At 59.3% G+C, this 16,298-nt stretch carries 19 protein-coding genes and 6 tRNA genes; 23 read left to right on the forward strand and 2 right to left on the reverse strand.

From position 1 onward, the window contains the following. Positions 1-48 precede the first annotated feature (48 nt). Positions 49-726 carry a hypothetical protein gene (locus tag NZ960_06555; GenBank protein MCS7177260.1) on the reverse strand — a complete coding sequence of 226 codons (678 nt, stop codon included), beginning with the start codon at positions 724-726 and terminating at the stop codon, positions 49-51. Between the two features lie 115 nt (positions 727-841). Here NZ960_06555 and rsmB point away from each other — a divergent pair, with 115 nt between their 5' ends. The 10 genes from rsmB (at position 842) to NZ960_06605 (ending at position 10,798) form a co-directional block, all read left to right on the forward strand. Beyond that, on the forward strand, positions 842-2,239 hold the full coding sequence (rsmB, locus tag NZ960_06560; GenBank protein MCS7177261.1) for a 16S rRNA (cytosine(967)-C(5))-methyltransferase RsmB: 1,398 nt from the start codon (positions 842-844) through the stop codon (positions 2,237-2,239). Positions 2,240-2,268: 29 nt separating this feature from the next. Next, on the forward strand, positions 2,269-3,063 hold the full coding sequence (gene murI, locus NZ960_06565) for a glutamate racemase (GenBank protein ID MCS7177262.1): 795 nt from the start codon (positions 2,269-2,271) through the stop codon (positions 3,061-3,063). 304 nt (positions 3,064-3,367) lie between these two features. Further along, positions 3,368-3,589, forward strand: coding sequence for a hypothetical protein (locus NZ960_06570; protein ID MCS7177263.1), 222 nt, complete (start codon positions 3,368-3,370; stop codon positions 3,587-3,589). A gap of 351 nt (positions 3,590-3,940) precedes the next feature. Then, positions 3,941-4,873, forward strand: a complete 933-nt coding sequence (locus tag NZ960_06575; protein MCS7177264.1) for an ABC transporter permease — start codon at positions 3,941-3,943, stop codon at positions 4,871-4,873. Beyond that, positions 4,839-5,906 (forward strand): ABC transporter permease, encoded by a 1,068-nt coding sequence (locus NZ960_06580; GenBank protein ID MCS7177265.1) that lies wholly within the window; start codon positions 4,839-4,841, stop codon positions 5,904-5,906. Before NZ960_06575 ends, NZ960_06580 begins: the two co-directional genes overlap by 35 nt. A gap of 3 nt (positions 5,907-5,909) precedes the next feature. Further along, positions 5,910-6,317 (forward strand): hypothetical protein, encoded by a 408-nt coding sequence (locus NZ960_06585; protein ID MCS7177266.1) that lies wholly within the window; start codon positions 5,910-5,912, stop codon positions 6,315-6,317. Between the two features lie 60 nt (positions 6,318-6,377). Beyond that, positions 6,378-7,472: a DNA polymerase III subunit delta gene (gene holA, locus NZ960_06590; GenBank protein MCS7177267.1), complete on the forward strand. Its 1,095-nt coding sequence runs from the start codon at positions 6,378-6,380 to the stop codon at positions 7,470-7,472. Positions 7,473-7,477: 5 nt separating this feature from the next. Further along, positions 7,478-9,214: a proline--tRNA ligase gene (locus NZ960_06595; GenBank protein MCS7177268.1), complete on the forward strand. Its 1,737-nt coding sequence runs from the start codon at positions 7,478-7,480 to the stop codon at positions 9,212-9,214. Further along, positions 9,211-10,047: a PHP domain-containing protein gene (locus tag NZ960_06600; protein MCS7177269.1), complete on the forward strand. Its 837-nt coding sequence runs from the start codon at positions 9,211-9,213 to the stop codon at positions 10,045-10,047. The genes NZ960_06595 and NZ960_06600 overlap by 4 nt, the downstream gene beginning before the upstream one ends. Beyond that, positions 10,037-10,798 (forward strand): phosphatase PAP2 family protein, encoded by a 762-nt coding sequence (locus NZ960_06605; GenBank protein ID MCS7177270.1) that lies wholly within the window; start codon positions 10,037-10,039, stop codon positions 10,796-10,798. Before NZ960_06600 ends, NZ960_06605 begins: the two co-directional genes overlap by 11 nt. A 135-nt stretch (positions 10,799-10,933) precedes the next feature. Here the strand turns inward: NZ960_06605 and NZ960_06610 are convergent, their stop codons facing one another. Further along, positions 10,934-11,458: an HNH endonuclease gene (locus NZ960_06610; protein ID MCS7177271.1), complete on the reverse strand. Its 525-nt coding sequence runs from the start codon at positions 11,456-11,458 to the stop codon at positions 10,934-10,936. Positions 11,459-11,609: 151 nt separating this feature from the next. On the opposite strand from NZ960_06610, the gene carA reads away from it, so the two are divergent. From carA to rplL, 13 genes are all read left to right on the forward strand, one after another. Beyond that, positions 11,610-12,737, forward strand: a complete 1,128-nt coding sequence (gene carA / locus NZ960_06615; GenBank protein ID MCS7177272.1) for a glutamine-hydrolyzing carbamoyl-phosphate synthase small subunit — start codon at positions 11,610-11,612, stop codon at positions 12,735-12,737. 25 nt (positions 12,738-12,762) lie between these two features. After that, positions 12,763-12,846: transfer RNA gene (locus tag NZ960_06620), tRNA-Tyr, on the forward strand. Between the two features lie 8 nt (positions 12,847-12,854). Beyond that, positions 12,855-12,927: transfer RNA gene (locus NZ960_06625), tRNA-Gly, on the forward strand. Position 12,928: 1 nt separating this feature from the next. Further along, positions 12,929-13,001, forward strand: a tRNA-Gly gene (locus tag NZ960_06630). Position 13,002: 1 nt separating this feature from the next. After that, positions 13,003-13,075 (forward strand) — tRNA-Gly (locus tag NZ960_06635). Positions 13,076-13,079: 4 nt separating this feature from the next. After that, positions 13,080-13,151 (forward strand) — tRNA-Thr (locus tag NZ960_06640). A gap of 1 nt (position 13,152) precedes the next feature. After that, a tRNA-Trp gene (locus NZ960_06645) sits at positions 13,153-13,225 on the forward strand. Positions 13,226-13,258: 33 nt separating this feature from the next. Beyond that, positions 13,259-13,441 (forward strand): preprotein translocase subunit SecE, encoded by a 183-nt coding sequence (gene secE / locus NZ960_06650; protein ID MCS7177273.1) that lies wholly within the window; start codon positions 13,259-13,261, stop codon positions 13,439-13,441. A gap of 4 nt (positions 13,442-13,445) precedes the next feature. After that, complete coding sequence (gene nusG / locus NZ960_06655; protein ID MCS7177274.1) at positions 13,446-14,039, forward strand: transcription termination/antitermination protein NusG; 594 nt, start codon at positions 13,446-13,448, stop codon at positions 14,037-14,039. Positions 14,040-14,101: 62 nt separating this feature from the next. Beyond that, a complete protein-coding gene (gene rplK, locus NZ960_06660; GenBank protein ID MCS7177275.1) occupies positions 14,102-14,527 on the forward strand; it encodes a 50S ribosomal protein L11 in 426 nt (141 codons plus the stop codon). A 10-nt stretch (positions 14,528-14,537) separates the two neighbouring features. Beyond that, positions 14,538-15,257, forward strand: a complete 720-nt coding sequence (gene rplA, locus NZ960_06665; protein MCS7177276.1) for a 50S ribosomal protein L1 — start codon at positions 14,538-14,540, stop codon at positions 15,255-15,257. A gap of 60 nt (positions 15,258-15,317) precedes the next feature. Continuing rightward, positions 15,318-15,851 (forward strand): 50S ribosomal protein L10, encoded by a 534-nt coding sequence (gene rplJ / locus NZ960_06670; protein ID MCS7177277.1) that lies wholly within the window; start codon positions 15,318-15,320, stop codon positions 15,849-15,851. 28 nt (positions 15,852-15,879) lie between these two features. Next, positions 15,880-16,263 carry a 50S ribosomal protein L7/L12 gene (gene rplL, locus NZ960_06675; GenBank protein ID MCS7177278.1) on the forward strand — a complete coding sequence of 128 codons (384 nt, stop codon included), beginning with the start codon at positions 15,880-15,882 and terminating at the stop codon, positions 16,261-16,263. Positions 16,264-16,298 lie beyond the last annotated feature (35 nt).

Raw genomic sequence — 16,298 nt, forward strand, 5'->3', positions numbered from 1 at the left:
TTGTTACTACGACACTTTTGCCACAAATTTACACATCACAGCCTGCACCTACCACGTCTTGCCGAGCGAGACTGTGGGGCACCACTGAGAAAAGCGAAGAGTAGCTGGAGGGCCTAACACGGAGCTCCCGTAGAGCAGCGCATAGACCCCAAAGCTCAACCACCATTCTCGTCCGAGCAGGAAGTCAGCTCCGCAGTGCAGGAGCCCTCCGATTGCGGGACGAGACGTGGGACGGCCAGAGTCCACAGTGGTGTTCGTCACTGGCTGTAGCAGTAACGTTTCACCGCTCGGTAACCGTACAGCCCACTGGAGAAGCTCCTTGTCGTGCCGAAGGTGAACGGAGAGGGGGAGAAAGAAAGCTGGTCCGGCGGAGGCGACGAGCCATTGGGTGGGTCTCCACCGTAGGTAGCCCCATAGCGTTAACGTCACGAACTGGAGGATTGTCTGGTTGCGCATTTCTACAGGGAGCAACAGGGTGTCGGTAGGGTGAACGAATGGAATGGGTTCACGCTCGCGGTATGATGCTCGAAGGTTGCAGGAGTTGATGAGGACAGAGGCTCCCCAGAGCCATTCCAGAAGCAGTGGAGCGCTGTAGGCAAGACCAAACAGCCATCCGCTCCCAATCCCGTTGGAGAAATCGCGAGAGCAGCGACTGCGGAATGTACCCTGCTGAAAGCTCCAGCCGAACCCTACCGTAGCGATGATCTCCGGGGGATACTGCTTCATAGTCGGGGCCAGGGGTGAGGGCGGAGTGACAACCTGCCGCCCTTGTGCCCACAGAGGGACGGTTCCGATAACGAGGCAACAGAATCGTCGTATGAGAGAAGCTCGAGTGTGGAGCATGGCGCAGAGCAACTTAGAAAAAAACCACGATACGGAGACACAGCAGAAGCAACGGCCACTCTCTGAGGTCTCTCCAGCTCGCTGGGAAGCTTGGCAGATTCTCCAGCGCGTAGAAGGAACTGGTGCGTATCTAGACCGGCTCGTAGAGAGCATGCTGAATCGTCGGCCGTTGGGAGTAGCAGATCGGGCCCTTCTGGCAGAACTCGTCCATGGTGTCGTTCGGTGGCAGCGGTGGTTGGACTTTGTCCTCCAGCACTTTGCAGCGCATCCTCTCCATCGGTATCCGATGCCGGTGCGAGCTGCCCTTCGGTTAGGGGCTTACCAATTGCTATTCCTCTCCCGGGTTCCAGCCTACGCTGCCCTTCACCAGGCCGTAGAGCTTGTCAAGCCGTTATGCCCAAAGGCGGCAGGTTTGGTGAATGCTATACTACGTGCCCTTCTGCGTCATCGGGAGAGGCTTCCAGAGCCGGATCGAGAGGACAAGGTTCGCTACTACGCTACTGTAGCCTCGTATCCGACGTGGATCGTACGCCGTTGGCTGGAGCGTCTAGGGGAAGAGGAAGCAGTGCAGCTCCTACAGGCCCAGAACCGACGGCCGCAGGTAGCACTGCGTGTGAATCAGCAGCGAATACGGCCTGAAGAGCTTGTGGAATGGCTCCGCTGCCGTGGAGTAGAGACGTCGGTGTCGGAATACACACAACGTTGCATCCTTGCCGAGCATCTGCCCCACGAGTTGCTGCGGGAGGTGTTGCAGCATGGATGGGCCAGTGTTCAGGATGTGAGCGCGGCCCTCGTTGTGGAGTTGGCAGCAGTGCGTCCAGGAATGCAGATTGTGGATCTCTGTGCCGCTCCCGGTGGAAAGGCCTGCGCTATGGCGGAGCAGCTCGAAGGGAGGGGGCATATCGCTGCAGTGGACGTCCATCCGAATCGGCTACGTCTGGTAGAGCGTGAGGCAAATCGGCTAGGGGTCGCGTCGGTGATGTCATTCCATGCCGCTGATGCTCGTTCCTTCCGGTGGAAGGCGGCCGATCTTGTGTTAGCAGACGTCCCTTGCTCAGGCCTGGGAACGATTGCTAAGAAGCCGGATATCAAGTGGCACCGCAGAGAAGCAGACATTCCAGCCCTCGTTCGGCTACAGCGGAGCATCCTGGAGAATGCGGCACGGCTAGTGCGTCCTGGAGGAGTGTTGCTCTACAGTACCTGTACGACTGAGCCTGAGGAGAACGAGGGGGTTGTCCAGGACTTTCTACGGCGCCATCCAGAGTTTGTCCTCGAACATGCAGAGCAGTGGATACCTGCTGCCGTCTGCCAAGACGGCTTCCTGAAGGTTCTGCCGCACCGGCACCCTGGATGCGATGGGGCCTTCGCAGCGCGGATGCGGCGGGTGGATGGCTAATTTTGGAACGCTCCAAGGGCGTTTTCGTGATGCGGCGCATTGGCGTCTTCGATTCAGGGATTGGTGGATTGACCGTCGTGCGGCATATCATTCCGTACGCTGCTGGGTGCGAGCTTCTCTACGTCGGAGACACAGCGCGTGTGCCATACGGTAACCGCGGTCCGGAGGCAATTCGCCAATATGCAAGGGAGCTAACCCTGTACCTGTGCGAGCAAGAGGTGGAGTTGATAGTGGTGGCTTGCAACACCGTCTCCGCTGTGGCTTTAGAGGTGGTCCAAGCGCATTCACCAGTACCGGTCATTGACGTTGTCGAGCCAACCGTTGAACTGACTCTGCGGCAGACGACGGAGGGACGGATTGGGATTATCGGGACTCGTGCAACAATTGCCAGTGGCATCTACGAACGACTCCTGCGGCAGCGTTCGGAGTGGCCTCTCGAGATCTACGGGAAGGCTTGTCCGCTGTTTGTCCCGCTCGTTGAGGAGGGCTGGATCGAGAGTCCAGTTACGGAGCAGATTGCTGAATTCTACCTTGCACCCCTGCGGGAAGCAGGGATTGATACGCTCGTCTTGGGGTGCACGCACTATCCGCTACTCGTACCGGTCCTCCAGCGAGTGCTACCAGACTGCCGCTTGGTGGAGTCGGGTGCGGCTGTTGCTGAGCGGCTCCAAGCGCTAGGGTACGCATCGGACCAAGACGGGGGAGCCGCTCAATTGGTTCTGCACTTGACCGATGAGCCAGGGGAAGCACTAAAACACCTCCTCCGCCGCCTGCAGCTTGTGCCTGCAGACGTTCGCTCCATCCGGCTGTGGGAATACGTCTGAAGCGGTCGTCGAGCAGCTACGGGAATTGGAAGAGCTTGGCCAGCGGTTTGCCGAGAGTTCCAGCAGATATTTGGAGCTGCTGGGGGACGCCACCAACACTAGCGAGGCGTCTCTGTAACTGGGGACCCTAGTCACTTCGTTAGCCAGAGAGGCAACGAAAGTGACTTGGCGTATGGAATGCAGCAAGCGGGAGTCTTCGAGGCGTAGGCGGCGGGGCTGCTGCACGATGCTCCTGTTACGATATCGGACAGTAGCGGCAACATTGGTCTTCCCGAAGCGGTGTTTGTAGAAGTTCCCTGTGGAGATGCCTCTGAGCAGCAGCTCCGCGAGCGCTATCCGGGACCGAGGGTATATCTTTCAGCGGTGCTTAGCGCTCTGCGGCATTGCCGGAATCGTCTTCCAACATCACGAACGTCTGGGCGGCTTGGGATTCCCTCGATACCTGCGCGGATGCCAGATTCGTGCGGAGGCTGCAGTGGTCGCACCCGTGGACATCTTCTGCAAACGCCTACTGACAGCGACGTAACTGCCATTTCGCTCCGGCAGGTTACACTGAGCCGGCAGAAGTCGCTTGGCAGCGCTACCTTGGGGTCCTGCGCCATCTGGAAGGGGAAGCAGGTGTCCCCTACCACCTTGTAGTACCACCTCGCGGTTGTGCGTGCCTCCGTTGAGCTTGAGGAGGAGCATCCCCGACTGGGGGCTGGAATTGCGCAGAGTGCTTTGGTCAACCAGCTCTGCTCGGGAACGGTGTTAGCAGAGAGCTACTACACTTCCCGCGGACTACTCATCGTTGCTGAGGGAGTTCGTGATGCCAGAGATGGTGCTGACATTCGTCCGATAGGAGCCGGCGAGCCATCCAGAAAGTGCTTTGGGTCCGATGCAACTCCTGTCGTACATTGGCCGGAAGTTCTTGGTGGCACTCGGCATCCTCTGGGGAGTGGTGACGGTCACTTTCTTCCTCAACTTCGTGCTTCCGGGGGATCCAGCTCGGCTCCTGGCGGGGCAGCGGGCGGATGCGGCGACCATTGCTGCTATTCGGCAACAGCTCGGGCTGGATCAACCGCTACCGATGCAGTACGTCCGCTTCCTGAGCCGAGTCATTCAAGGAGACTTGGGACGCTCGTACGTGACGAATCGCCCTGTGCTGGAGACCATTGTGGAGCGCTTTCCAGCGACGGCGCTGCTGACGGTGAGTTCGATGGCGATTGCGACGTTGGTGGGAATTGCTCTTGGGCTTGTGGCTGCACTGCGTCCCAATACTTGGCTAGATGCCGCACTAATGGCGACAGCGCTCGTTGGAATCTCAGTGCCTTCGTTCGTAGCAGGGCTGGTGTTGCTGGTACTCTTTGGGGTCATGTTGGAGTGGCTTCCGCTGGCTGGCTACGTGGACCAGGGCTGGGAACACCTGGTGCTACCGATGATTACGTTAGCACTGCGCCCCCTCTCGATCATTGCTCGGATGACGCGCTCTAGCATGCTAGAGGTGCTTGCCCAAGACTACATCCGGACAGCGTACGCAAAGGGGGTACCGCGGATATGGGTCGTCCTACGGCATGCGCTGCGGAACGCTCTCAATCCTGTGGTGACCACTGTCAGCGCGTGGGTGGCCGGATTGCTAGCAGGGGCTTTCTTCGTAGAGTACATCTTCAACTGGCCCGGCATTGGCACTGTTGCCATCAGTGCAATTGAGAAGCTCGACTACCCACTCATTCAGGGGACGGTGCTCTTCACGGCAGCGGTGTTCGTTGTCGTCAACTTCGTCGTGGACGTACTCTATGCCGTTCTGGACCCAAGAGTCCAGCTCCGCTGATCGAGGGCACGCGCCGGCATGGCTGGTATGGAAGCGCTTCTGGCGTCATCGCAGCGGCGTCATCGGTGCGCTAATTGTCGCGGTACTGGTCGTAACAGCCATTGGGGCGGACTGGATAGCGCCGATGGATCCTACCGTCCAGGTGCTGGAGTACTCGCTGCAGCCTCCGATGTTTCGGGGCAGCCTCATAGCGCTGCGGAATCCTGCGGACCCGGATCGCCCGCGCCTGGTTCCGGTGCGGTGGTGGCAGTCAGTGGGTGACAGCGTCATTTACGAGGATTTCGCAAGCCAGCGCCGGGCAGTGGCCCGGTTGGAATTGGCTGGCCAGAGTCCCGACGAGTGGTATCGCCAGCCGCTCTACGTGTTGGGGACAGACCGCTATGGGCGTGATGTCTTGAGCCGGATCGTGTACGGGGCCCGCGTCAGCCTGCTGGTGGGTATCCTTTCGCAGGTCATAGCTGTCGTCATTGGGGCGGCGCTTGGGGCCTTGGCAGGTTACTTCCGGGGATGGGTGGATACGGCAATTATGTGGTTGCTCAACGTTGTGTGGGCCTATCCGACGCTGCTGTTGGCGATTGCATTCTCGGTCGTTCTAGGGCATGGTATGGAGCAGGCAGCGATCGCGATTGGGGTTTCCAGTTGGGTGGATATTGCCCGCATCGTCCGCGGCCAGTTCCTGGCACTCCGTGAGCAGGAGTATGTAGTAGCGGCACAGGCGTTGGGATTCTCGGCCGGGCGCATTATCTTGCGTCATCTCCTCCCGAACGTCGTCGGCCCATTAACGGTCGTGGTGACGGCGGGATTGGCCACAGCCATCGTTGCCGAAGCCGGCTTGAGCTTCCTCGGGCTGGGAGTCCAGCCGCCAACACCGTCATGGGGACAGATGGTGCGTGACGGCTACGGTTACATCGCTGCTGGGATCGCCTGGGGACTGGCGCTCTATCCCAGTCTTGCTATCGCTCTGGCAGTGCTAGGCTTCAACTTAGTGGGGGACGCGCTCCGTGACGTCATAGACCCGCAAATGCGTCGCTGAAATATGGAAGCTTCCCTTCGTCGGCTCGTCGTTGACGGTGGCCGGCTCCCACGCCACCTCTGGCAACGTATCGCCGAGGAAATCGGACTGGGAGTGCTGGGGACTGGCACTCTAGGGCGTGCTTGGAAACCTCTAGGGCACTTTGCTCCGGCTGTGATTGTTCTGAATGTCGTCTTCCCCGACGAAGGTGGGTTAGCCCCTTCTGCGAGCTGTGCCGAAGCGAGTGCTGACGCCAAGTGCCAGTCACCATCCGCTCTAGAGTGGGTGGACAAGGCATTATCCTCGAACTCACTCAGCAGAGTGGCTATACCCGCCTTCTGGAGCCTTTCGCGGCGGGGGCATGTGAGCAACTGCGGACAGTCCTCTACCAAGTGCGGGCTGGTGGTTGGGGCTGTCAGAGGGCGAGCCTAAGCCAGGAGGTAGTTCTCACTCAGAAGCAGCAAGGGGGATGAACTCGTCGACTTCAGAGCCATGATGCTGGAACACTGGGAAGAGCGGCTTCGCCGTGGTCCTCTGCCGCCAGTCCTCCTCCTCTTCGGCGAGGAGGAGCTGTTACTCAAGGAGGCCTTTCAGGAGTTGCGCGCTCGCTTGGAGCGGCAAGACCCGGTGGGGCTCAACGTGGAGACGGTGGAGGCAGAGTCCATCACAGCTCGGGAGCTGGTAGAGCGGGCACAAGTCTACCCGGTGTTAGCCGAAGTCCGGGCAATCTTCGTTCGGCAGGCCGAGCACCTCTTGGGGCGCTCGGAAAGCACCGTGGCAGCCCTGGTAGACTACCTTCGGCACCCGCAGCCGACGACTATCCTGGTGTTTGTTGCAGAGACAGTGCCGGAATCGCTTCGAGGCATTAGCCGCCAGCTACGCAATCCGAAGCAGCAGAAGCGGGCCCATCAGCTCCTACAGCGGGCCCCAGTACTCTGGCGGCTACTGCTCAAGGAACATGCGTGGGTAGAGTTCCCGAAGCTCTATGACCGCGAGGTCCCCTCGTGGGTTGCCCAGCGGGCGCGTCGCTACGGCTATGAGCTATCCCCGCCGGCACTGGAGGCGCTCGTCAGTCTCGTGGGGACGGATCTACGCGAGCTGTCGAACGAGCTACAGAAGTTGGCCATCGTCGCGCAGAGCACAGGGGCCTCTGTGCTAGAGGAGGAGCATGTCCTCCAGCTGGTAGGGCTATCGCGTGCTTTCTCTGTCTTCGAGCTCCAGAAGGCGCTGGGAGAGGGGCGACTACAGCAAGCGCTCCAGATTGCGCAATACCTTGTTCGCTCCCAGCGTCAAGAGCTGCTAGTCATTGCGATGTTGACGCGATACTTCCTGATGCTCTGGAAGCTTGCCGACCTGGAGGGGACGAACGCTACCTCTGAAGCCATTGCAGAAGCTCTGGGTATCCATCCCTTCTTCGTCGCTGAGTACCAGGCAGCCTACCGCCGGTTTGGACCCGTAGGGGTTGAGCGTGCTCTCGTCGCTCTCCATCGGGCAGATGTGGCACTCAAGACGGGGGAGGCTCCTCCAGAGGCGGTCATCAGCGAGCTGATTATGCGGTGCGTTGGCACGTTGGAGCAACATTCGTAAGGGCGATGCGACAGAGCAGCGCGTTTATCCCGACGCTTCGTGAGACTCCCACAGAGGCGCAAGCGGTCTCGCATCAACTGATGCTGCGTGCTGGGCTTGTCCGACAATTGGCTGCCGGTGTCTACAGCTTCCTGCCGCTGGGCTGGCGTGTCATGCAGAAAGTCATGCGCATCATCCGAGAGGAGATGGATGCCATTGGCGGACAGGAGTTCCACTTCCCGGCACTCAATCCGCTCGAGGTTTGGGAGCAGACCGGACGGGCTGAGACGATGGGGGAAATTCTCTTCCACATCAAGAACCGCGAAGGACTCGTGCTGGCTCCGACGCATGAAGAAGTAGTGGCCTTCCATGCTCGGCAGCATATCCAGTCGTACCGCGATCTACCGCAGATCTGGTACCAGATTCAGCCCAAGTTCCGCAACGAACCTCGACCACGGTTCGGCGTCCTCCGAGGACGGCAGTTCACGATGAAGGATTCGTACTCCTTGGATGCCACATGGGAGGGACTAGACATCAGTTATGAGAAGCATGCCCAAGCCTACCGGCGTATCTTCCAGCGATGTGGCCTACGCTTCTTCGTCGTGGGGGCATCCAGTGGTGCAATGGGAGGAAGCGTCTCACAGGAGTTCATGGTGGAGTCGCCGGCCGGAGAAGACATCTGTGCTGTCTGTCCCTCGTGTGGCTATGCTGCGAATGTAGAGGTTGCTCGCTCAGCAGTCGAGCCAACTCCACGGCTGCCAGAGAGTGCACCCATAGAGCGGTTCCCAACCCCTGGTGTGCGGACGATCGACGACCTCATCTACCAGCACGGCATTCCAGAGGAGCGCTGTGCCAAGGCGCTCGTCTACATTGCGGATGGAAAGCCGGTGATGGTCCTCCTCCGCGGCAACGATGAACTCAACGAGACGAAGCTCCAGGCTGCCATAGGGGCCGTCTACTTACGACCAGCTACGCCTGAGGAGCTACTCCAGTATACTGGTGCATCCGCTGGCTCGATAGGCCCGATAGGGCTCCCAACGCCGATGCCGATCATCGTTGATGAACGCCTGCGGAACGCAAATGGACTTGTCAGCGGCGCAAACCAAGATGGATACCACTACCGCCATATCGACCTCCAGCGGGATTGCCGCGTTGACCGCTATGCTGACCTCCGGACCGTGCAGGATGGGGAGCCGTGTCCTCAGTGTGGCACTCCGCTGCGTATCGTGCGTGCCATCGAAGTTGGGCATATCTTCAAGCTCGGTACGAAGTACTCCGAAGCCCTGGGAGCTACCTTCCTGGATGAGCATGGCCAGCAGCGCCCTATCATCATGGGCAGCTACGGGATCGGCGTGGAGAGGATTATCGCTGCCTTCATCGAGCAGCACCACGACGAGCGTGGTATCTGCTGGATTCCCGCGATTGCCCCCTTCCAGGTTCACCTCATCAGCATAGGAGCCGACCGCCACGAGGGGGTTGCTCGGACAGCAGAGCAGCTCTACGAGCAGCTATGGCGCGAAGGAATTGAGACCTTGTACGACGACCGGGACGAGACACCGGGGGTAAAGTTCAACGATGCGGACCTCATCGGGCTTCCGTTGCAGCTCATCGTTAGCCCGCGGAACGTAGAAGCAGGGACCGTAGAAGTGAAGCAACGCCACTCTGGGGAGCGCCATTATGTCCCGGTGACGGAGACTATAGTCTCTGTGCGGCTCCTGCTAGAGCAGCTGTCCGAACAGCTAACGCATGCCCCATCTCCATGATCGTTGCCGACCTGCACGTGCACTCTGTCTACTCCGACGGGGTCTTACGGCCTGAAGAGCTAGTCCGGCAAGCGGCTGCTCGCGGACTGCAGTGGCTCGCTATCACCGACCATGATACAGTAGCCGGCTACGAGGAGGCCTTCCGCGCAGGACAGCGCTTTGGGGTTACGGTGTTGGCAGCGTTGGAGGTTAGCTGCTACGAACTTGGACAGGAGCTCCACGTGCTTGGCTACGGCGTCCAGCCTGACGACATACGGCTTCACCAGCATGCTCAGCAAGCACAGGAACGGCGGCTGCGCCGCATGGAGCGGATGCTAAGGCGTTGCCGGCATCTTGGGCTACATGTAACCCTGGAGGATGTTGCAGACTGCGCCCCTGGGCAGATGCTGGGGCGCCCTCATTTGGCAGCAGCGCTGGTCCGGCGGGGCTACTGCGAAACGGTGCGCGAAGCGTTTGCCCGCTACTTAGAGGCTGGAAGGCCGGCTTATGAGCCTCCAGAAGAGTTCCCCGTTGTGCGAGCTCTGGGACTCATCCACGCGGCCGGCGGGATTGCGGTCATAGCTCATCCCCATCGGACGTTCCGGTCACCACGCCTTTTGCTGAGCTTACTCCGGAAGGGCTTCGACGGAATGGAGGTCTACCATCCTGCCCACGGAGCGGTACTACAGGGCTACTACGCTACCCTTGCTCGCTGCCACCATCTTCTGGCCACGGGGGGTTCAGATTACCACGGGACTCGCCCCTATGACGAGGCGAACTTTGGAACGGTAGGGCTCTCAGCGGAGGGGATGAGCGCCATAGTAGGACGACTGGCTCTGCGAGATGTGGCGTAAGCTGTGGCTGCTTGGCTGCTGGGCACTCGTCCAGGCTCAGGAGCTCCCGTCCGCTGCCGATGTACTGCGGGGTGCAGAGGCTGCCTTGCGGGAGCCGCCTGTGATGTGGGGCATCGTAGTGGTGCCAGCTCTGCTAGCGGTAGATCGTGCTGTTGCCGAGGTCTACTCCCCTCTATGCGGCAGAGGACTCCTCTGGCAGGTGGCACACCTCTATGGCGAACGCTGGATGCCGCTGGCGGTTGCTGCTGGAGCTTACGGAATCGGCTGGCTACTAGACAATCAGCAACTCCAGCGAGTAGGCATAACCGTAGCTGGGTCAGCGGTAGTGGCTGGAATCGTCACAGCTACCTTCAAGGTTGCTGTAGGGCGAGCTCGTCCCGAGGTCAACGCTGGGGCATTCGCGTTCTCCCCAGGGTCATTCGATGACCGTTACCAGAGCTTTCCGTCGGGCCACGCCGCCATAGGTTTTGCAACGACAACGGCACTCGTGGCAACGTTGAAGCCATCGCTTGTCGTGCGGGTTGCTGCCTACGGTCTCGCTGGACTGATGGCGATCTCGCGGCTGTACGGGGGTCGTCACTGGCTCTCCGACGTCGTTGCTGGAGCTTCCGTCGGGTATGCAGCAGCCCGGGCTGTGGCCTTAGCTGTAGATGGGAGACAGGCAGCGGGCTTGGAGGTTCTGCCCTTGGCTGGAAGGGGGGTGGGTATTGCCTGCTACTTCCCACTCCTTAGGCCCGAGCAGCACCGGTGAAGAGAGAGCCGTCATCTGGTAGGCGGAAGAGAGCTGTCCGGGGCAGCTCGATAAGTGCTGCTCCCTTGCAAATGTGTGGAGGTCGGAAGGCTAGCGTAGGTAGCTCCTTTGAGCGACATCTACCCGAGGCAAGCCTTAGTCCATGAAGAGGTAGGGACGCCACTCTTCTTCCAGCTTCCCGACGAACTGCTTGAGGAAGAGGATCGGGTGCGGGCGCCGCGGAGGGCGTAGGAGCCGCATACCCGCCTCCTCCGGTGTGCGATCCCCTTTGAGGTTGTTGCAGCGGATGCAAGCACACACGAGGTTCTCCCACGTGTCGGTGCCACCGCGCGAGCGCGGGATGACGTGGTCTATGGTCAGTTCAGCCTCCGTGGTTCCGCAGTATTGGCACCGGAATCCGTCCCTCCGCATGATGTTGCGGCGGGACAGTTCAACATGCTTGTGGGGTACACGGACGTAGGTCATCAGCCGGATAACACTCGGCAAGGGATAGGAAGCCGTTACGCTCCGGAGTACGAGGCCGGGGCGTACTTCTACGATTTCTGCCTTCGCCAGGACCAGCAAGAGGACTGCCTTTTTGACCGAGCAGATACTGACAGGCTCGTAGCCTCGGTTGAGGACAAGGACTTTCTTCGTCAGCGGGTTGTACGCTGACGGCACCTCATAGGCACGACCGTTCTCTATGGGCTGGAAGCGCGCGGCGAAGGCGGATGGACGATGTACAACCGATGGTAGACTTCAAGCCTGGAGCACCAAATTACACGGTTTCGCTAACTTGCGTTCCCGACGTCCAACAAGCGTCGGGACCTGCATGCAAGTGCGGGCATTCCTAGTGTTAGAGAACGGTGCCGTCTTTGAGGGCTCTGCATTTGGAGCTGTTGACCGGGAGGCTGCGGGTGAGGTCGTCTTCAACACGGCTATGAGCGGGTATGAGGAGATCCTCACCGATCCCAGCTATTGCGGTCAGATTGTCACCTTCACGTACCCGCACATCGGCAACTACGGCATCACGTTAGAGGATTGGGAGTCGGGCCGAGTCCAGGTGGAAGGTATCGTCGTGCATGAATGTTCCCGCACCTACTCTAACTGGCGCGCTCGGCTTGGGCTAGCGGAGTACTTGGAGCAACAGGGCGTGATTGGCCTACAGGGAATTGATACCCGAATGCTAGTGCGGATGATTCGCGACAAGGGTGCACTCCGTGGGATTATCTCCGCTCAGGGGACGCCAGAGGAGCTGTTGGAGCGTGTACGAGCCATCCCATTGATGGAAGGGCTAGACCTGACCGACCACGTGACGACGCTATCTCCGTACTGGTTGGAGCCGTCGGGGTCGGGGACAGCACCAGTTGTGGTTTTGGTTGACTACGGTGTCAAGCACACCATCATTCGTAGCCTCTTGCAGCGGGGATGCCGAGTCTGCGTCGTCCCTGCCCGGACCCCTGCAGAAGCGATCTTGGAAATGGAGCCTGCTGGGGTTGTGCTCTCAAATGGTCCGGGGGATCCAGCAGCGATCAGCTATGCCCTGCCACAGCTACGAAAGTTGGTCAGCTCGAGGGTTCCGATCTTGGGAATCTGCTTGGGGCATCAGCTACTGGGATTGGCCTTCGGTGCACGAACGTACAAGTTGAAGTTTGGGCACCACGGAGCCAACCATCCTGTGCGGAACTTACGGACAGGGGCAGTGGAGATTACTTCGCAGAACCACGGCTTTGCTGTGGATCCGACAACGCTCCCGCCAGCCATAGAGGTGACCCACATCAATCTCAACGACGGCACTTTGGAGGGTATGCGTCATCGAGAACTGCCAATCATGGCGGTGCAGTACCACCCTGAAGCTGCCCCTGGACCACACGATGCACGCTACGTCTTCGATGAATTCGTTGCGTGGGTACGGGCTGGCCAGGCTGTGGAACCTCAAGAAGTGCCCTGCGGAGGCTGAGAAAGCGGTATATTTGCACTTCGTGGGGCAGGTACCGAAGCGGTCAAACGGGGCAGACTGTAAATCTGCTGGCGGAACGCCTTCGGAGGTTCGAATCCTCCCCTGCCCACGCCGGATGCGGGAGTAGCTCAGTTGGTAGAGCATCGGCTTCCCAAGCCGAGGGTCGCGGGTTCGAGTCCCGTCTCCCGCTCGCGGGAGTAGCTCAGTTGGTAGAGCGCGAGCCTTCCAAGCTCGGGGTCGCGGGTTCGAGTCCCGTCTCCCGCTCGCGGGAATAGCTCAGTTGGTAGAGCATCGGCTTCCCAAGCCGAGGGTCGCGGGTTCGAGTCCCGTTTCCCGCTCTATGCTGATGTAGCTCAGTGGTAGAGCACGTCCTTGGTAAGGACGGGGTCGCCGGTTCAAATCCGGCCATCAGCTCACGGGTGTAGCTCAAGTGGTAGAGCAGCGGTCTCCAAAACCGCAGGTTGGGGGTTCGAGTCCCTCCACCCGTGCTGATTCTGTATAGCGTTTCTCAACGCGGCCTCATGATAGCAAAGGTCAAAGCCTTCGGGCAGGAAGTTGTCCGGGAGATGCAGAGGGTCAGCTGGCCCACGCGGGAGCAGCTGCGAGAGTCGACAGTTGTGGTCGTCGTAACCTGCCTACTGTTGGCCGCTTTCACGTGGATTGTTGATACGGTCGTCACGGCTGTGCTCAGGTTTATTTTCTGACACTATGGCCATGCCTTTGGCTGCCCGTCAGGTTCCGGAGGAGAAAGAGCCCACCTTTCGGTGGTACGCTCTCTATACAGCCAGTGGCCAGGAGAATCGCGTCAAGCAGCGTCTCGAGTACGAACTGCAGTTCCATGGTCTGCAGCACCGGGTGAGGAGTATTGTGGTCCCCGAAGAGACCGTCTTCGAAATCCGCTCTGGTAAGCGGCGAACTCGGAAGCGGAGCTTCCTCCCGGGCTACATCCTCGTAGAGGCGGCGATGGATCGCAAGCTCCAGCAGCTCATCGAGGGTGTCACGGGTGTTGTAGGGTTTGCTGGTACTCGGACGCAGCCTGTGCCATTGCGTGCGGAAGAGGTGGAGCGGGTATTGTCACGTCTGGAGGAACGGAAGCAGACGGCGACGATAGAGACGCAGTTCAGCGTTGGCGATCCTGTTCGAATCATTGATGGACCGTTCGCAAACTTCGTTGGGGTAGTGACTGAAGTCAACCTGGAGCGACAGAAGCTCAAGGTAGAAGTTGGCATTTTAGGCCGTAAGACTCCGGTGGAGCTGGACATCGGCCAGGTGGAGTTGGCAGTCCAGGCACCAGGGGTGTAGATACACTTGGGGAAATTCCCTCTTCGTCATAGACGGCTCCCAACGTTCGGAAGTAGCGACGAATGGCACGAAAGGTCATCGGTACCTTCAAGCTCCTGTTGAAGGCCGGTGAGGCCACGATGGCGCCCCCGGTGGGTCCTGCCTTCGGCCAGCGCGGACTCAATGGTATGGAGTTCGTCAAGCAGTTCAACGCGCGGACGGCCAAGATGGCGGGGACCCTGGTGCCGGTAGTGGTAACGTACTACTCTGACAAGAGCTTTACCTTCGTGGTGAAGTCACCGCCTGCTTCGGTGCTGCTGATGAAGGCGGCAGGGATAGAGAAGGGCTCTTCAGAGCCTAACAAGGTCAAGGTGGGGAAGGTCACCCGTGCGCAGCTGGAGGAGATTGCCCGTCAGAAGATGGAGGACCTCAACTGCGATAGCCTGGAGAGTGCTGTCCGGATGCTAGAAGGGACAGCGCGGAGCATGGGGATTGTCGTGGAAGGGTAAGACCTGCGAGATGAAGAAGCGAAGCAAACGTTATCGTGCAGCGGTGGAGAAGTTGCAGGGCTTGCTTGGACAAGAGAGTGCAGTCCCTGTGGAGAAGGCTGTTGCAGCCATCAAGCAGGTAGCAACAGCGAAGTTTGATGAAACAATAGAGCTAGCCGTCCGCCTGGGGGTTGACCCACGGAAGGCGGATCAGATGGTGCGCGGTGCAGTTGTGCTCCCCCATGGAACGGGGAAGACGGTACGGGTGCTCGTCCTTGCCAAGCCACCCAAGGACCAGGAAGCCCTCCAAGCAGGTGCGGACTATGCAGGGTTGCAGGAGTACATCCAGAAAATCCAGAGTGGCTGGCTAGAGTTCGATGTGGCGATCGCAACCCCCGACGTTATGGGAGAGGTTGGTAAGCTCGGTCGTATCTTGGGCCCACGTGGGCTAATGCCGAATCCGAAGAGTGGGACAGTGACATTTGATGTGGCGGCTGCCGTCCGTGAGGCTAAGGCAGGGCGGGTGGAGTATAGAGTCGACAAGGGGGGTAACATTCATATAGCCGTTGGCAAGGCTTCATTCCCAGAAAACAAGCTGGTGGATAATATCCGAGCGGTTGTCGAGAGTCTCCTGCGAGCCAAACCTCCAGCTGCAAAGGGGAAGTACATTCGAAGTATCTACCTGACATCTACGATGGGCCCTAGTATCCCGGTGAGCGAGCAGTCTGTCGTCAAGGCACGGGAGTCCTGAGGGCATGCCGAGCTGTAAGATGAGTCGGGAAGCCTGTGTAATGCAGGTGACATACTACCGATGCTGACACGACAGCGCAAAGCGGAGATTGTAGACGAGCTACGCCAGAAGCTGGGACGGGCGCGGGGTATCTATATGGTTGACTTTGCCGGAATGACGGTGGCTGATTCTCAGTCCTTGCGGATGGAGCTTCGCCAAAAGGGGATTGAGTACAAGGTAGCCAAAAACACGTTGATCCGTCGCGCTCTGCAAGCCCTTGGAGATCACCGGGAGCTAGAGCAACACCTCGTAGGTCAGACAGCCCTCATTCTTAGCTATACGGATGGGATTGCTCCGGCGCGTCTCCTGTATGAGTTCATCAAGCGTGTGGAAAAACCGAGGCTGAAAGCAGCGTCCGTAGAGGGACAGTACTTCTCAGGAGAGCAGCTGGAGCAGCTAGCGGCTATGCCGAGCCGAGAAGAGCTGATTGCTGGCATCTTGGGTAGTCTTCAAGCTCCAGTGGCTGGCATTGCTGGTGCGATCGGCGCCGTGCTACGGGATATTGCGTATTTGGTTGAAGAAGTTGCGCGTCAGCGGAACAGACAGGTGGAGTAAGTTCCACAGAGGTTGAGAGCAGAGACCCATGTCGAGCATCGTGGAAGAGCTGGTAGAAAAGATTAGCAGTCTGACGCTCTTGGAGGCAGCGGAGCTGAAGAAGGCCCTCGAAGAGCGCTTTGGTGTGACGGCTGCGGCTCCAGTGGCTGTTGCTGCTGTTACTGCAGCATCTCCAGCAGCGGCTCCTGCCGTGGAAGAGAAGACGGAATTCAGCGTGGAGCTGACGGAGATTGGGCCAAACAAGCTCAACGTTATCAAGGTAGTACGGGAGCTGACGGGTCTGGGGCTTAAGGAAGCCAAGGACTTAGTGGAAGCTGCCCCGAAGTTGCTCAAGGAGAGTGTTTCCAAAGAGGAGGCCGAGAATATCAAGAAGAAGCTGGAAGAGGTTGGAGCAAAGGTGACGATCAAGTAAGCAGGTAGCCCCTGCGAGGGCTCCTCTGCGTATGT

This window comes from Candidatus Kapaibacterium sp. (assembly GCA_025059875.1).
Classification (GTDB): domain Bacteria; phylum Bacteroidota; class Ignavibacteria; order Kapaibacteriales; family HRBIN21; genus HRBIN21.

Bases quoted from the DNA above. Each gene is read 5' to 3' on its own strand.
- holA (MCS7177267.1), top strand. From the start codon at position 6,378: ATGATGCTGGAACACTGGGAAGAGCGGCTTCGCCGTGGTCCTCTGCCG.
- NZ960_06605 (MCS7177270.1), top strand. From the start codon at position 10,037: ATGTGGCGTAAGCTGTGGCTGCTTGGCTGCTGGGCACTCGTCCAGGCT.
- rplL (MCS7177278.1), top strand. From the start codon at position 15,880: ATGTCGAGCATCGTGGAAGAGCTGGTAGAAAAGATTAGCAGTCTGACG.
- NZ960_06555 (MCS7177260.1), bottom strand. From the start codon at position 726: ATGAAGCAGTATCCCCCGGAGATCATCGCTACGGTAGGGTTCGGCTGG.
- NZ960_06575 (MCS7177264.1), top strand. From the start codon at position 3,941: ATGCAACTCCTGTCGTACATTGGCCGGAAGTTCTTGGTGGCACTCGGC.
- nusG (MCS7177274.1), top strand. From the start codon at position 13,446: ATGGCCATGCCTTTGGCTGCCCGTCAGGTTCCGGAGGAGAAAGAGCCC.
- murI (MCS7177262.1), top strand. From the start codon at position 2,269: ATGCGGCGCATTGGCGTCTTCGATTCAGGGATTGGTGGATTGACCGTC.
- NZ960_06585 (MCS7177266.1), top strand. From the start codon at position 5,910: ATGGAAGCTTCCCTTCGTCGGCTCGTCGTTGACGGTGGCCGGCTCCCA.
- NZ960_06570 (MCS7177263.1), top strand. From the start codon at position 3,368: ATGCCTCTGAGCAGCAGCTCCGCGAGCGCTATCCGGGACCGAGGGTAT.
- NZ960_06580 (MCS7177265.1), top strand. From the start codon at position 4,839: ATGCCGTTCTGGACCCAAGAGTCCAGCTCCGCTGATCGAGGGCACGCG.
- NZ960_06600 (MCS7177269.1), top strand. From the start codon at position 9,211: ATGATCGTTGCCGACCTGCACGTGCACTCTGTCTACTCCGACGGGGTC.
- rsmB (MCS7177261.1), top strand. From the start codon at position 842: ATGGCGCAGAGCAACTTAGAAAAAAACCACGATACGGAGACACAGCAG.
- NZ960_06595 (MCS7177268.1), top strand. From the start codon at position 7,478: ATGCGACAGAGCAGCGCGTTTATCCCGACGCTTCGTGAGACTCCCACA.
- rplJ (MCS7177277.1), top strand. From the start codon at position 15,318: ATGCTGACACGACAGCGCAAAGCGGAGATTGTAGACGAGCTACGCCAG.
- secE (MCS7177273.1), top strand. From the start codon at position 13,259: ATGATAGCAAAGGTCAAAGCCTTCGGGCAGGAAGTTGTCCGGGAGATG.
- carA (MCS7177272.1), top strand. From the start codon at position 11,610: ATGCAAGTGCGGGCATTCCTAGTGTTAGAGAACGGTGCCGTCTTTGAG.
- rplK (MCS7177275.1), top strand. From the start codon at position 14,102: ATGGCACGAAAGGTCATCGGTACCTTCAAGCTCCTGTTGAAGGCCGGT.
- rplA (MCS7177276.1), top strand. From the start codon at position 14,538: ATGAAGAAGCGAAGCAAACGTTATCGTGCAGCGGTGGAGAAGTTGCAG.